Genomic DNA, 14,722 nt, shown 5'->3' on the forward strand with positions numbered 1-14,722 from the left:
TCAATGCTTACTTTGGAGGTTTGATAGTAGGGATTGACTCTAAAGACAGCTGTTCATTATCTGTCCTGTTTTTTATATAGGGCAAAAGGTTTTTCAAAGAGGACCTCCAGTTGGTTATCGGTTTTCCTAAATTATTGCACCAATCATTACCCGCCCACAAAGCGTATTTCTCTTTAATATCGGGATTCATTGATTCTTCAAAACCACTAAGCGTATAGGCATAGTCCATAAATTCCTCCAAAGAAGGCTTGTTGACTATTTTAAAAGGTTCAGCCTTATCATTATAAAAGGATGCTTTCTCCTCCTGTTCTGTAGTTTCAGGTGTATTTAAGGCAGATAAGTCTACCGATGGTAAATTTTCATTTTCTTCTGCGATCGATACCTGGGGAAAATGTTTGATTTCTAACTTTTGCTCTTTTTCTTGGCTGAGGGTTGGTAAAGGATAATTCAGCAGTATTCTGTAAGAACAGGAATACCCGTTTCTGCTTTCATACTGAACCAGCCCCGACTTCCGAAGTGCTTCCCTGGCAGATTTTACCGTTTTTCTTGTTACTCCTAATGTATCACCAATCGCTCTATCGGAAACACTAACATTGTATCCGTTATTATCATTCGCCAATTTCAGCAGATACAGATATAGTGCAACAGCAGTGGTACTGAGTTGTGCTTTCGGGCCAAATTCCCAAAACTTTTGTGTAAGTTCCTGATAATACATCGTTATTTCCGTCCAAAAAGCTCCAGTACTTTTTGCTTATCTATAATGATAATCTTTCCCTTTTGTATAATGGCTTCATCCAACATTCCGGAGGATTTGATTTCCGAAGCTTTTGAAACGGAACAGCCCAGAACTTTGGCTAATCCTTTCAGTCCGTACTCATGCCTGTTTTCAGAACCAAAGTTTTTGATAATTTCCAAAAATTCCTCAACCGTCAGCTTCCAAAGAGGTGTTTGCGGATCTATTTTTTTCATTTTATTTTTTCTTTTATGGAAAACCTTACATTTTAGCTGCCGATTTTTCTTTCCTTAGAAATCCAGCTCCTTGCAGCAGCCTGCCAGCTGTTCATTAATTTCCCGCCTCTTAATTTCCATCTCTTAGAATTATACAATGAATAAAATTGATGTGCCTGAGCAGAGGGCAAGTCACGTTCATTAAAATACAGTTCTACTTCATAAAATGTAGGCACAGAAAAGAGGCTTTCTTTTTGTGCTGATAATTTTTGCTCCCAGAATGTTTTGTTTATTAATGATTCAGGCTGATCAAAATCTACAATCTCAATTAAGCTTCCTTTATAAGGGTCGTAACTGGGGAAATACATAATAAATCCGGCCAAATGTAGCTCTTTAATGCACCTATGATAAGTTCCTAAAGACTTTATCTTACCTAGTCCCATTACCTCTGTACGGCAGATACGAAAAGGACTTTGGAACCTGTTCATGCTCCAACACTGGAAAAGTGCTACATAGAGACTGATATGGGAAGGATACAGCCGGCTGTCTTTAACCACATGGGCAAAAAAACTGATAATATCTTTAGTCTGATTCATGATTTCCTGTTTTCTGTGGTTATTTAGAATCCGTAAGCAATTTCTCAATGTCCTTGTAATTATAATACAGGATCCCCCCTATCTTCGTGTAAGACAGGGTTCCGTTGATCCTAAGATTCTGTAAGGTTCCTGAAGAAATATTCAGAAGTTTTTTGACCTCGGAGGTACGAAGCCATAATTTTTGTTCTGTCGTTCTTACCTGAAGCAGGTCTTTAATATCTTCCAGTAATTCAGTCTTAAATTGCTGGAGATCTTCTTTGGTGATAATGGATATTGCCATGATTTCAAAAAATTTGTTTACTTGACAAATTTTGGGAATCAGGCGGGATTTCTTTCGGTAGGTCTTCGGTACTACCGAAAGATTTTTATATAACCCTTATCAATAAAAGAATTGTGGAAAAACTACTAATAATTTGATTTGTAGTCTAGAAACAGGAAAAAAATGCCTATTGATCACTATCCTGGAAAGATTGATTTAAATTATCACTTAGGTGCTGAAGGAATTTAGTTGGGTTAATTTTCCTGCTTTTTATCTCATGAAGTGTCTTATAAAAGTTTCCCAGGTTAATATTGAGTGACTTTTCAGTAAATTTAATAACCTCGCTAAATTCAATATTACCCCCATTAAATGAGCGGGTATTGTGGAGCGCATATAAAAGTTCCACCAAGGCAGATTTTGAAGCCGACCATTGGAGCGGAGATTTATCAGTTATCTTTTCGTATACATACACGTTAATTTCAGCAATGGATTTCAAAAGATATTTTTCCAAGCGGTCATTGGCAATGATCTGTGAAATTAGGTGGTCATGTGAAGTAGCAAATTTTTCATCATAATCATAAAGACCGGATGCTATTTTGGTTTTCAGGTCAAATTGATTCCTGACAAAATATTTTTGGTCAAGATAGGTGGCTTTACGCCTGTAATACTCGTAAAAGTCCATATGGTCTTCATAAAAATTTTTCAATACTTCCAATTCACATTCAAAATATTCTTTCAGGCTTAATTCCCCTGCATTGGGTTTGGCTGCTTCAACCGACAAAAGCTTTGAAAAATAAATAAACTGCGAAATAAAAGCCGGCTTGATTTCCTTGAAAAAACATACTTCGTCCGCAACAGTCGAAAACTCAAATGAACTTACCTCCTGTTTAATGATTCTTATAGCAGAATCTATTTCCATTAATGATCTCTCATATAAACTAATAGGATCATTTTTCTGTTCAAAGCCGATCTGTTCAAGCCTTTTCTCTAAAGTCAGTTGTAATCGCTGACACTTTTTAAAAAACAAGTTAGCATGCATATTTTAAATAAAAAGTAGAAATTTTTAATTATCAAAAATGATAAAGCTGTTAATAAATATAATAAAGCTAAGGTTCACCGCTCTCATCCTTAATCTTTTGAATAAACTCAGGGGGAGTGAAAGTAGTTAATTCAGTAAAGAGTTTGGAGAAATTGGACCTGTTGGAAAATCTACATTCATGAGCTATGATTTCAATGGAATACTTCCGCCATTGTGCACTGGTTGTTATCATTTCCTTAGCATACTCGATCCGCAAGCGATTGAGGTATGTACTAAAGTTCGCACCTTTATATTCATTGATTACTTCCGATAAGTACGCGGTATTCGTTTTCAGCTTTTTGGCAAGCTGATTTTGGGTAATCCCTTTTTCTAAATAAAATCTGTTTTGCTCCATAATTTCGAGCTTATCCAATATTTCTTCTACCAGCTTTTCAGGCAGCTTAGATAATTTGGTTGGAACCGTATCTTTATTCTCCTCTTCTCCTAAAGTCTGATCAGCGGGAATCTGGTACTTTTTAACACTTTTTCTTACCTTATAATACCTTACAGAAACCACGAGCAGAGCACCGAAAGAAATCCCGGCCACAATATATCCGTAAAAAGCAGAAGATTCTAACTCTTTTTTGGATATAAGCAGGTCATTGGTATCATATTCTTTAATGATCTTTCCTGAAAGGTATTTAAAATCATGATGCATCACCCGGTCAAATTGCAATAATTGTTTGGTATAATACAGTTCTTTCTTATTATCATTTTTATCCTTGTAATGTGTGATAAGCAGCTCAAAAGCTTCTCTTACCGAAGGATGGGCAAAATTTCGCTCCAGGAAAATACTATCTACTTTTTCTAAATAATTAATACCCTCATTTTTTTTATGATTTCTTAAGAGAATTTTACCTTTTAAATAATAGATCAGCGATGTATTGGTAAAATCACTTTTCTTTTCAATCCCTGCCAAAGCGATATTAAAGTCATATAAGGCTTCTTTGTCTTTCTCCTTTAGATAGGTTAAAATCCCGCTGAGCTTATAAAAATAGCTTCTCTCTATATAAAAATTTTTATCATCAGCTGATGCCTGCAATCCTTCATCAATGAGTGGGGAAACTTCTTTTGTTTTTTTCAGATAAAATAGGCAGATACCCATCTGATGAAGGCTGTTCAGATAACCTTTCTTCATATTATACCGAAGGTTTGGAAAATTTGAGGGCACAAAGGTGTCTCTATAATAGGAACGGCATTTTGAAAAAAGTGTAAACGCTTCATCATAATATCCAAGATAACTTTTGACCACTCCTATATGGTACATATTCTTATGACGTAGATAGGGATCTTTACTTTCATTAAGGTATTTCCAAGCCCTCAGATACTCATCAAGGGCCTTCTGGTATTTTCTGTAAGTAAAATAGTAAACACTTCCTTTGGTAAGATAGGAATTACCAATAAGATCGGGGTCACATGCCTGGTTAGCAGCCCATACAGCACTATCTGCATATTCTATTTTTTTATTTCTCGAAAAGCTGACAGCGTCCCGATACGCCTGGGTCAGCTCCTTATAATTTTTAAATGTTTTCGCTTCTTTGATATATGCATTGACAAACTCAAGGGCACGTTCATCGTTTTCTTCAAAATTATCATAGCGTACTCTGTAATCAGAATATTTCTGACCATTGACCAAAAAGCAAAAGAAAACACAAAAACAAAATATATTATTCAATATAAAAATAATTTAACAAAATAATGTTAATGATATTATAAATATGATTCAAAATTAAGCAAAATAGACAAAGCAAAAAATTATTTCAGCACTTTAGGAATTACACCTAATAAATCCGCTAAAACAAACTGATTTACAATTAATTACACAAAAGAATTCATTGGTACGATTTATAAATCGTACCCTGAAAATTTATAAATCGTACCAACCAACCTTTTTTTTCGAAAAATTCATGCTCTAAATTCGCTTTCAGAATTCTAAAAAACTACCGGCCGGGGATTGTTAATTTTTTAATCCCTAAATCATGAAAACCAAAATATTGACACTGCATATTGTTGCGGGAATTTTACTTTCAATTGTTATTTTATCCTGTCGCGAAGAAAACCTTCCGCATATTCCATATCCGGATGTGCCTATTATTACGACAGAAAGAATTGTCTCAAAAGCAGACAGTACTAAACTTGAAAAAGAACCGGAAATCGGTCAAACCGATCCTCCAAAAGATCGGGACAACTGGAAAGCCAGTAAGTAACCAAATTTTAAATTAGCATGGAAACTCAGCCGCCACTCATCATTGAATCGGGAAAGAACTGTCCCGTTAGTGGAATATGGAAAACCATAGGACCTCTCACTACTACCATTACGGTAAATGAAAAATCACCTATGCCTAATTATTGTGGCGTAAAAGTACTCTGGACATTATTATACCATTGTTAAAAATCTTATTATGAAAAAGAAACTAACACAGCTTCCAATATGGATTGCTTACTTTTTTATCCTCCTGTTTTGCTATGCAGCAATCAGTAAAATATTTGATTTTGAAAATTTTCAGGTGCAGATTGCGCAATCTCCTCTGTTAAGTGCTTATGCGGGATTTGTTTCTTATGCTGTGATTATTATAGAACTGTTGATTGTGCTTGCACTCATTTTCACAAGCACAAAACGATTAGGACTCTACGCCTCTTTGGGAATCATGGTTGCATTTACTGTGTATATTTTTCTCATCCTTAATTACAGTGAATTTATACCCTGTTCCTGCGGAGGCATTTTAGAAAAATTAGGATGGACAGAACACCTGATATTCAATATCGCATGTGTTTTCCTAGCAATAACAGCTATTATTATCATTGAGGAAAAGAGCAGTAAAAGATTTTCAACGTATTGTATCCGCATGATATCAGTGGTTGCTCTCAATACTTCTGTGGTCGTCTATTTGTTTTTTTCGTCAGAGCAGATCATAAAAAAGGAAAATAATTTTACCCGCAGGTTTATGATGCATCCCACACTGGAGGAGAAAAGCTTACAGCTGAGTGATTCCCACTATTATTTTGCTGGGTATGATAACGAAAACATCTACCTCGGAAACAGAAAATTTCCTCAAACTCTTTTAACGGTCAATACGGCTTTATCAAATCAAACGTCCATAAGGATCAATTTGGATAACATGAAGCATCCTTTCCGGAATCTTAAATTAGCGGTTAAAGCGCCTTACTACTATATTCATGATGGAACCGTACCCGTTATATTCAGAGGAAAGATAGGAGATTCTAAGGCACGAACCATCAGCCTGCAGGATGCTTATTTCAACCAGCTGATCGTTTTAGATTCTCTTCACTTTGCCTTAAGAACACAAAGCAGTGAAACCCAGCAATTCGTATTAGCTGATTTCAATTTAAATGCAGGTAATAAAAAGCTTCAGTTACGTCCTGATATACTTCAAAAACAAATTGACGGTGTTTTTGATATTGATGGAAGTTTTATTGCAGACAACTTCCGGTCACAGCTTATTTATACCTATACCTACAGAAACCAGTTTATTGTTATGGATGCAGACCTGAATGTTCAAAAGAAAATGAATACCATAGATACGGTGCGGCTTGCTAAAATAGAGTCAAAACGCCTTGCTGACGGAATTCATAAGATGAGTGCTCCACCATTAAAAGTGAATCTTCGTTCGGCTGTTCATAAAAATCTTTTATTTAACCAGTCTGATCTTATGGGAAAGCATGAATCTAAAAAAGCATGGAAGGAAGCCAGTATAGTTGATGTTTACAGAACGGATAAGCCTGAATATGTAGGAAGCTTTTACCTCTTTAAAAAAGATAAACACAGTATTTCTGATTTTATGGTTACGGATAAATATCTGTATGTCATTATCAATGATAAAATTATCCAATACCAGTTTACAAAACCCATAACCAAATATTTTACATCCGGGGAAGCCGAAAACCGGTCCAAAGAGTAGGCAACAAATAACATTTTATTTTATGCGAAAATTCATTTTTCCAGTAGCCCTAGTACTATTAGGAACAGGCTCAGCGTTTGCTACCAAAGTAGCAAAAGAAAACAAAAAAGCAATTGTACAGGGTTACAGAGTAGTAAACCTTGGAGGTGGACAGTTCAGCTGCGTAAATGCAGAGAAAGACTGTAGTGACGTTAATCAAGGACCAGTTTGTACTTGGTCAGTGGATGGAAGTACGCCACTTCAAAGCTTAGTGTCACCAACGATGTGCGGAATCACATTACATGAGATTCAGCCGTAATTAAATGAGCCGCCTCCGGTGAGGCGGCTTTTTTATATTAATTTTCAGTATTTTCTCATCTCTTTATTTATCCACGAAACATTTTTCTCATCCTTCAGGAAATATCCCCACCATTCCAAGGTCTTTAGATTTAGATCTTCACTCTCTTTACTACCTCTACCCAAATCATGCTCCTTGTCAGGATATAACAAAGCAATAACGGGTTTTCGGTTTCGTAAAAGTCCTGTGTAAAATGCCATCGTCTGATCGGGAGTGACATTTTCATCTTTTAAACCTGCCCATAAAAGCATCGGAGCACTTACTTTTTCTACATCATCAATCGGATTATTCTTAAAATACTTTTCTTTATTCTCTGAAAAAGGAACACTCATTTCAAATTGTCCGTTTTCGAATCTTGCATAATTAGCTATGTTAAAATGGGTACTATAAGAAAAATAAAATCTTACAATATTATTTACCGAAGCTCCGGAAATATAGGCTGCAAAACGGTTTGATCTCGTTGCAGTAAAATTCGTTTCATAGCCTCCCATGGAATGCCCCGTGAGTCCTATTCTCTTTTGGTCAATATTGGGATGTGATTGCAATTGATCCAGTCCACTGTTTACACAATCCAATGCTGAGATTCCTGTTCCTCTTGCATCATAAATAATGTCCGGAAGAAATACAAAATATCCATGTTCCAACAGTAATCTCACATTAAAGCCATCCTCATCATAATCAGGAATAGGATAAATACCACAGGATTCAGCCTGTTGCTGATAAATCCTTACCACCATCGGGTATTTTTGATTGGGATTAAAACCTATGGGATAATACAATGTTCCTTTTAAAGGTGTTCCTGCTGTATTGGTATATGATAAAATTTCCTGTTTTTGATTTTTAATGATTTTGTCTTCTTTTCCCGATCTGAATATTTGTGTTTTTCTATTTTCTTTGTTTTTGAATTGAGTTTCATACCGATATAGTACAGGTGGGGTGTTATAGTTTTCTTCAATACTGAAAATACTGCCCGTGTCCTGATTATATTGGATGTCTTTAATTCTGTTCTGAGTCGGTGGGATGAGTGTTTCTGTTTTCCCTCTTCTCCAATTGATATAAGAGGTCAGGTTATTCTTTTTATCACGTACTTTTAACAGCATTGGTTTTTGAAGGTTTATAGCGCTTACTTCAAACCTTGCATTATATTGTGCATAAGCGGGCCAGGTTTTCTTATCCATTATTTTGACTTCTTTTCCTTTAGCAATTCCTGCCGGGCTCATCTTTTTAGCCTTTATATCAAATTGCCAAAGACCATTATCACTTTCAAAGAATAAAAACCGGTTATCACTGCTGAATACAGGATTTTTAAGCCCTTTTTCAGTGATAAAAGACGGACTGGGCAGCTTGTTTTTCGTAAACGATGTAAGATCATACAAAACCCAGTTTCCTTGATTTTCCCCAAATCCTACAATATACGTCCCATCTTTTGTTCCTGTAATTTTAGAGGAAGCGGTAAAAAGGGAATGGTAAGATTTATCGGTTATATCATAAAGATATATTGAAAATACAAGAGATGTATTGACATAATTAAATTCCTCTTCGGTATTAAAAGCTAAAAAATAATGGCTGCTCCCCATGGCTGCAAATGTTGAAAAACGATCTGTTCTAAGCTTTTCTGAATGATTTGTAGCAGTGTTCCAAATTTGGTATTCATGCTCCTGTGTCCCGTATTTCTTTTTCCTCAAATTTTTATCAGACCCGTACCATACCTCCACCATTTCCTCTTTTATAGAGGGAATCCTTTTGTCAAAATCAATGAAATAGGATTTCCCGTACCCGATTTCAGTAATGGTAACAAAATCCGCTTTTCCCGAAAAGCTTTTGAAACCTCTTTTCGTATCAGCGTTTCTCTGATTTGTAGACATGCTTTGGCTTGTAGGTAGAAAAGTAACCTGCAAATGATCCGAATTCTGAGCTTTTTCCGTAACAATCAAATATTTTCCTGAAGGGGCTAATTCCAGTTTCGTGATTTCATTTTCTGTGGAATACAAAGTTTCTTTGTTTGAATTATTTTCTTTGCTGCTTTTGTTGTCACTGAGTATAACTGATACAATACTTGTATTTTCTTTCGTTTGTTTATTTTCTTCTTTTTCAGCAATAAAAATTTTTGATTTTTTATCGCTGGTATATTGTGAAACACCCGAAACAGAATTGATAAGCTTACCATTTTTATCGTACAGATTCAGGCTTTTATCTTTGTCCAAAATAAAATAGTGTCCGCCTTTATCTAAAGTTTCAGCTCTCTGCACATTTTCATAAACCTTCTTTTGACCGGTTTTTAAATGTAACAATTCTGCTTTTCCATCTCCTAAAGCGAGTAACTTATCATTGTCCAGAAAAATAGTGTTATTTCTTTTAACCAATTTGTGAATAAGCTGGTCAGGATTTTGTGAATTAAAAACCAATATCGTATCGTTATTCTTTTTATAGGTTTTAGTAACCAGTACATAACGGTCATTGGGAAATGCTTTGAGATTAGTAATAGTATAAAACTTTGACATCCAAACCTCTAAGGTGTCTTTATCTTTTTTAAGATTATTATTAGTCTCGGTTTTTTGCCCAAAAAGCAGTTGCGTTGCCGTTAAACCCATCAAAAATATGAACACCAACAATTTTTGCATTCTATTAAACATGCTGCTCCTCAGTTTTGTTTGTCTATATTTTTTTGCTTTCATTTTCATTTCAGCGCTTTCATTTTTACTTGATTCATTTTCTTCTTACCTCTTGTTTATCATTACTACTTACATTTAATACCCTGCATTCTGTGGATTAAGGTTAGCATTCAGTAATATTTCTTTCTGAGGAATCGGGAATATCCTGTGAAATTCTTTCCAGTTGGGTTTTGTAGCTTGTAATGTCTGTAATTTGTTCAGTCTTTTCAGGTCAAAAAAACGGTGCCCGAACTCGGTGAAAAATTCTTTTCTGTTTTCTGATAGAATTTCACTGAGCAAATTTTCTTTGGAAACAGGATTCGTGATGGCAACCAGTCCCGCTCTTTGTTTTGTTTTATTCAGATACGGTAACGCTTCCGTGAGCTTATCCTGCTGAGCCAACGCTTCGGCTAAAAGCAAATACACTTCTTCAAGGCGGAAAACCACCGAATATTCTGTGGTATTATTTGATCTGTTTTTATATTTCTCTGCCCTATACCATATGTTTCCACCCACAGTTATAGGAGTCATCCAGCTTTGTTTTCTTAAGTCTCCCGCCGGAAAAGCATTTACCAGATCCTGAGATAGAGCAAAAGAAGAAGGAGCTGCACCCGTGAAATAGTAGATGCTGGCTTCCTTTACAGCATCTCCCGGATTCTTTGGTTTTAACTGCCATAAAATATGAGTTCCTGTTTTGGTAAAGACTTTTGTAACATCATTTTGGAAAGTGTACAAAGGGCTTTGGATAATATTTTTTAACAGAATTTCCGCTTCTACCCACTTAGCTGGTGTATTCTGAGCCATATAAACTTTGGCGAGCATCAACTCAGCAACCTTTTTGTTGGGGAAAATTCTTTCTGGATTGTGGTAATAATCAGAGATTAAGTTTATTACTATATTTAGATCTGCTTCAATTTTTGTTAAAGCTTCATTGGAGCTGGTTTTAGGGAGAACTTTATTGATATTATAATCTGTAGTCGTCGGCATTGGAATATCACCATAGATTTGCTGTAAATAGAAAAATAACATGGTCCTGATTAATAAGGCCTCTCCTTTCAATCTGTTCCTATCCGCTGTAGAAAGGGAGACAGATTGTTCTATTCCTTCTATAACAGCATTTGCCATATAAATTTTCTGATATGCAGAAGCCCAATACGCATATACTGCTGCATTGGAATCAGTGTGGTTATTCTGATATAAGTCTAAAATCCCGTTGGTAGACGTCGTGGCATAATACGAAAGATCATCGGTATAAGTTCCTAACAATTTTCCGGTCTGATCTCCGGCTAAAGGGGAATTATCCCATAATCCGCTGTATAAAGCTGCCAAAGCCGCATCCGCAGTCTGCACATCTTCAAATACCTGTTCTGAAGGGATTTGGTTTTGTGGTAAATCCACATCGATCATTTTCTCACAGGACACAAAGAAATATTGTAAGAGGATGAGAAAAAGGATATAGGTTATGGTATTGATATAGGTTTTCATTTTTTTCTTTTTTAGGGTTTGTTTTTGATTAAAAACTGATCTGCATTCCTATTGAATAGGTTCTTAAAGGCGGCAAAAAGCCGATGGAAGAGAATTCGGGATCAACCCCAAAATATTTTGTCCATGTATACAAATTCTGTCCCTGAAAGTAGAGTTTCGCTTCTTTGATGATACTTTTATTACTTTCTATCGGGATTCTGTATCCTAGCTGAAGATTCTTCAACCGAATAAATGATGCATCTGAAACACTCGCATCGCTGCCCTGAAATAAAATATGGGAAGCGGTGGAAGTAGAATGATACGGCATGTAATAACCATCAGGGCTTTGGGGTGACCATACGTTAAGGGCTTCAACCGGAAGATTGCTCATAATTCCCGGAGAAGGCATGATGTAATTATAGTTCCTGTTCTGCTGCTTTACAAACTGAATTAGGAATGAAAGATTCCAGTTTTTATAAGTGAAACTGTTGTTAAGCCCTCCGAAAAATTCGATCCCGATATTTTTAATCACCTGTCTGTCGTCAGGGGAAGTAATTTTACCATCTTTATTATAATCCGTAAACTGGTATTGTCCTGTCTGTGGATTAATACCTTCTAAATGATACAATTTGACAATAGAAATGGGTTCTCCGATTACATAGGAGTTCGCATAGGTGGAACCTTCCAATCCCGGAAAAGAGATCAGTTTATTTTTTGGAAAACTGATGTTAAAACTGGTGTCCCATTTGAAATTGTTTGATGAAATTGGTTTTCCACTGAGTTCAATTTCCAGTCCTGTATTCTGAACCGTCGCATCCAAATTGGCTAGTACGGAGGTAAATCCGGTTATGGCAGTTAACTGGTAGCCGATGAGTTGATTAGAAGAACGGTTTCTGTACCATGCAGCAGTTAGATTCAAGCGGTTATTAAAGAATCCTAGTTCCAGTGCCGTTTCCAGTTTTACCGTTTTCTCCCAGCTAAAATCCGGATTAAATAATCTTGACGGGGATAATCCTACGACTCCGTTATAAATAAGTGTTGATGAAGTAATAAAAGTATCCCTGTACTGATAATCCCCGATATTATCACTTCCGGAAGAACCGTAACTTCCTCTCAGTTTTCCAAAGGATAGCCATTTTAAGTTGAGAGATTTGAATAAATCTTCTTTGGAGAATAACCATGCAGCTCCTACTGCACCAAAATTGGCAAATTTATTATTCGTACCAAATCGACTGCTTCCGTCTCTTCTTCCCGTAATATTCAGGATATATTTATGGTCAAACTGATAATTAATTCTTCCGAATACCGCTGCATATTTATATTCTGTTTTCACCAGATCAGAAATAATCTTGGTTTGTGCAGATCCGATATTCTGGATAAAGGCATTACTTTGGAATCCGTATCCCTGAAGGGACTCTTGATTAGTGACATCACTTTGATAGGTTCCGCCAGCTAAAACATCTAATTGATGTTTTCCTTTTTTAAATAAATAATTTAATTGGGGCTCTACAATGAATGAGAGCTTATTGCTGTTTGCAGTATAAGCCTGTGAATAGGCTGGGGTTAATCCTGATGAGGGATTGTAAATGGTATGGGGAATTAAAGACCACTCTTCAAAAGTCTGATAATTAAGTCCGCTGTTTAATTTAATCCTGAAATTTGTGAAGATTTCATATTCTGTACTGAAGTTATTCAGAAATTGCAGGTTTTTATTGGAATAGGTAGCATTATATGCCGCTACAGGATTATTAAACGTATTGTTCTCCCAGTTCAGGTTCTCGTTTCCGTCATATAAAGCAGGAGCATTCGGTGATAATAAAAAAGCATTTCTTGTAATGTCCTGATTCATGACATTGTTTTCCTGCATCGAAAAAAGATTGGATAAATTCAGCATAAATTTCTTATCCAAAGACCGGTGCGAGATATTACTCGAAATATTGTTGGTTTTATACCTAAAATCTCTGCCAAAAACAGTTGTCTGTTCTTGATGTCCCAGACTGAGTAAAAAAGTTGTGGTTTCACTTCCTCCGCTTAAAGACAGCTGGGTATTGGAAGAAGTTGCAGTATTTCCAATTAATGTTTTACCCCAGTCCGTATTGCGGTTCTGATCCCATACTCCATTCACATCATACGCTGTGGCAGGATAATTAGTAATTCCGTCATTCGCAAAAGCCTGTCTTCTTACACCCAAATACTGCTCGGTATTCATCATTTTCAAATTCGAGAAGGCCTCACTTAGGGCATAAGAGGTATTCAAGCTTAACGATAATTTTCCTTTTTTGGCTTTTTTGGTGGTGATGAGAACCACACCATTAGCTCCCCTTGAACCGTAAATGGCGGTGGCATCGGCATCTTTTAGAATTTCAATGGATTCAATATCGTTTGGGTTGATGCTGTTAAGGAGATTGATACTGGCTTCTGGTAAAATCGTTCCTGAATAAGGCGAAACGACACTTCCTCCAATCGGAATACCGTCTATAACATAGAGTGGTTGGTTGCCGTCAATTGTGCTGTTGCTTCTTGTTCTGAGGCTGTTTCTTCCCCTGATCTGAATGTCAAAGCCCCCACCCGGAACACCGCTGTTTTGGGTAATACTGACTCCCGCCATTCTTCCCTGTGCTGCGGATAACACATTAGTCACAGGTTGATTTTCAATCTCTTTAGCTGAGACTTTGGCGATGCTTCCCGTTCTTTCCTTTTCCTTGACCTTGTAGTAGCCTGCATTCAGCACAACCTCTTCAATACTGCTTACTTTTTCAGGAACTGGAGTCAAAGAAATATTGAGAACAGATTTACCCTGAACGGAAATTCTTTGTTCAGTATAGTGTGGATGCCTGAAAATAAGAACAGGATTTTCTCCTGTAACTTGAAGTTCATAACTGCCATTTTTAGTTGTGATCGTAACTTCATGGCTTCCTTCCTGAGAGATGCCGACTCCTGAAAGAGGCTGTCCCTCCGACTCAACAATTCCTGATACGGTTCTTGTTTGAGCTTTTAAAGAGCCGCAAAAAACCGTCAGCATAAGGGCAAAAGAAATCCCTCCTATGCCGGTATAGGATTTTTTCATAAGTTTGTAAATGTTTATAATTAAACAATTGCTCTTTCCTGCCAAGCGGTCAACTTTAAGGGAAAGGGCTTTTTTTATAATATAATGTAGTAGAAATGCTTTAGGAGTCGTCGTAGTATGGATTTAATGGTTTCATGATACTCGTTTTATAGTTAATTTGTGTTTTGTGAAAATCCCGGGTACTCTCTAAGCATCGGTGATCAGAAAGCACCGGGAAATATTAACATGAATGTTGAAAATTTGTCTCTTAAAAGCTTAATAAGCTGCAATAGGTTGTACACCCTATTGTAAAACCCGAATGAAAAATTCATTTAACTACAAATTAAACAGTTCCATCCTAATGATTAGATAGACAATTCACAATTTGTTTTTTTATTAAACTCCCTTCGTGCTGAAAATAAT

13 protein-coding genes are annotated in these 14,722 nt (G+C 36.3%); 4 read left to right on the forward strand and 9 right to left on the reverse strand.

Annotated features, from left to right (window positions below; genetic code table 11):
• Positions 1-7: 7 nt before the first annotated feature.
• From DRF65_RS22570 to DRF65_RS22595, 6 genes are all read right to left on the reverse strand, one after another.
• Positions 8-715, reverse strand: coding sequence for a helix-turn-helix domain-containing protein (locus tag DRF65_RS22570; protein ID WP_115972985.1), 708 nt, complete (start codon positions 713-715; stop codon positions 8-10).
• Positions 716-717: 2 nt separating this feature from the next.
• Complete coding sequence (locus DRF65_RS22575) at positions 718-969, reverse strand: DUF3853 family protein (RefSeq protein ID WP_115972986.1); 252 nt, start codon at positions 967-969, stop codon at positions 718-720.
• Between the two features lie 32 nt (positions 970-1,001).
• A complete protein-coding gene (locus DRF65_RS22580; protein WP_115972987.1) occupies positions 1,002-1,544 on the reverse strand; it encodes a hypothetical protein in 543 nt (180 codons plus the stop codon).
• A gap of 19 nt (positions 1,545-1,563) precedes the next feature.
• Positions 1,564-1,824, reverse strand: coding sequence for a helix-turn-helix domain-containing protein (locus DRF65_RS22585; protein WP_072922691.1), 261 nt, complete (start codon positions 1,822-1,824; stop codon positions 1,564-1,566).
• A gap of 166 nt (positions 1,825-1,990) precedes the next feature.
• Positions 1,991-2,842, reverse strand: coding sequence for an RteC domain-containing protein (locus DRF65_RS22590; protein WP_115972988.1), 852 nt, complete (start codon positions 2,840-2,842; stop codon positions 1,991-1,993).
• A gap of 67 nt (positions 2,843-2,909) precedes the next feature.
• Positions 2,910-4,556: a helix-turn-helix domain-containing protein gene (locus DRF65_RS22595; RefSeq protein ID WP_123947417.1), complete on the reverse strand. Its 1,647-nt coding sequence runs from the start codon at positions 4,554-4,556 to the stop codon at positions 2,910-2,912.
• A 304-nt stretch (positions 4,557-4,860) separates the two neighbouring features.
• On the opposite strand from DRF65_RS22595, the gene DRF65_RS22600 reads away from it, so the two are divergent.
• The 4 genes from DRF65_RS22600 to DRF65_RS22610 are packed head-to-tail and all read left to right on the forward strand — an operon-like array spanning position 4,861 to position 7,099.
• Complete coding sequence (locus DRF65_RS22600; RefSeq protein ID WP_115972990.1) at positions 4,861-5,088, forward strand: hypothetical protein; 228 nt, start codon at positions 4,861-4,863, stop codon at positions 5,086-5,088.
• Between the two features lie 17 nt (positions 5,089-5,105).
• The gene (locus DRF65_RS28600) at positions 5,106-5,273 is read left to right on the forward strand and encodes a hypothetical protein (protein WP_165852294.1); all 168 of its coding nucleotides are present in this window, start codon (positions 5,106-5,108) and stop codon (positions 5,271-5,273) included.
• 10 nt (positions 5,274-5,283) lie between these two features.
• Positions 5,284-6,801 carry a DoxX family protein gene (locus tag DRF65_RS22605; protein WP_115972991.1) on the forward strand — a complete coding sequence of 506 codons (1,518 nt, stop codon included), beginning with the start codon at positions 5,284-5,286 and terminating at the stop codon, positions 6,799-6,801.
• A 22-nt stretch (positions 6,802-6,823) separates the two neighbouring features.
• Complete coding sequence (locus DRF65_RS22610) at positions 6,824-7,099, forward strand: DUF6520 family protein (protein ID WP_115972992.1); 276 nt, start codon at positions 6,824-6,826, stop codon at positions 7,097-7,099.
• Positions 7,100-7,143: 44 nt separating this feature from the next.
• Here DRF65_RS22610 and DRF65_RS22615 read toward each other — a convergent pair whose 3' ends face one another.
• The 3 genes from DRF65_RS22615 to DRF65_RS22625 form a co-directional block, all read right to left on the reverse strand.
• Positions 7,144-9,759, reverse strand: coding sequence for an alpha/beta hydrolase family protein (locus tag DRF65_RS22615; RefSeq protein WP_165852295.1), 2,616 nt, complete (start codon positions 9,757-9,759; stop codon positions 7,144-7,146).
• A gap of 126 nt (positions 9,760-9,885) precedes the next feature.
• Complete coding sequence (locus DRF65_RS22620) at positions 9,886-11,274, reverse strand: RagB/SusD family nutrient uptake outer membrane protein (protein ID WP_115972994.1); 1,389 nt, start codon at positions 11,272-11,274, stop codon at positions 9,886-9,888.
• A 28-nt stretch (positions 11,275-11,302) separates the two neighbouring features.
• Positions 11,303-14,320, reverse strand: a complete 3,018-nt coding sequence (locus DRF65_RS22625; RefSeq protein WP_115972995.1) for a SusC/RagA family TonB-linked outer membrane protein — start codon at positions 14,318-14,320, stop codon at positions 11,303-11,305.
• Between the last annotated feature and the right edge of the window lie 402 nt (positions 14,321-14,722).

It is taken from the genome of Chryseobacterium pennae, assembly GCF_003385515.1.
GTDB classification, from domain to species: domain Bacteria; phylum Bacteroidota; class Bacteroidia; order Flavobacteriales; family Weeksellaceae; genus Chryseobacterium; species Chryseobacterium pennae.

What these genes read in the sequence shown, in the direction of transcription:
- DRF65_RS22570 (WP_115972985.1), bottom strand. Translation starts at nt 715, where the DNA reads ATGTATTATCAGGAACTTACACAAAAGTTTTGGGAATTTGGCCCGAAA.
- DRF65_RS22575 (WP_115972986.1), bottom strand. Translation starts at nt 969, where the DNA reads ATGAAAAAAATAGATCCGCAAACACCTCTTTGGAAGCTGACGGTTGAG.
- DRF65_RS22580 (WP_115972987.1), bottom strand. Translation starts at nt 1,544, where the DNA reads ATGAATCAGACTAAAGATATTATCAGTTTTTTTGCCCATGTGGTTAAA.
- DRF65_RS22585 (WP_072922691.1), bottom strand. Translation starts at nt 1,824, where the DNA reads ATGGCAATATCCATTATCACCAAAGAAGATCTCCAGCAATTTAAGACT.
- DRF65_RS22590 (WP_115972988.1), bottom strand. Translation starts at nt 2,842, where the DNA reads ATGCATGCTAACTTGTTTTTTAAAAAGTGTCAGCGATTACAACTGACT.
- DRF65_RS22600 (WP_115972990.1), top strand. Translation starts at nt 4,861, where the DNA reads ATGAAAACCAAAATATTGACACTGCATATTGTTGCGGGAATTTTACTT.
- DRF65_RS28600 (WP_165852294.1), top strand. Translation starts at nt 5,106, where the DNA reads ATGGAAACTCAGCCGCCACTCATCATTGAATCGGGAAAGAACTGTCCC.
- DRF65_RS22605 (WP_115972991.1), top strand. Translation starts at nt 5,284, where the DNA reads ATGAAAAAGAAACTAACACAGCTTCCAATATGGATTGCTTACTTTTTT.
- DRF65_RS22610 (WP_115972992.1), top strand. Translation starts at nt 6,824, where the DNA reads ATGCGAAAATTCATTTTTCCAGTAGCCCTAGTACTATTAGGAACAGGC.
- DRF65_RS22615 (WP_165852295.1), bottom strand. Translation starts at nt 9,759, where the DNA reads ATGCAAAAATTGTTGGTGTTCATATTTTTGATGGGTTTAACGGCAACG.
- DRF65_RS22620 (WP_115972994.1), bottom strand. Translation starts at nt 11,274, where the DNA reads ATGAAAACCTATATCAATACCATAACCTATATCCTTTTTCTCATCCTC.
- DRF65_RS22625 (WP_115972995.1), bottom strand. Translation starts at nt 14,320, where the DNA reads ATGAAAAAATCCTATACCGGCATAGGAGGGATTTCTTTTGCCCTTATG.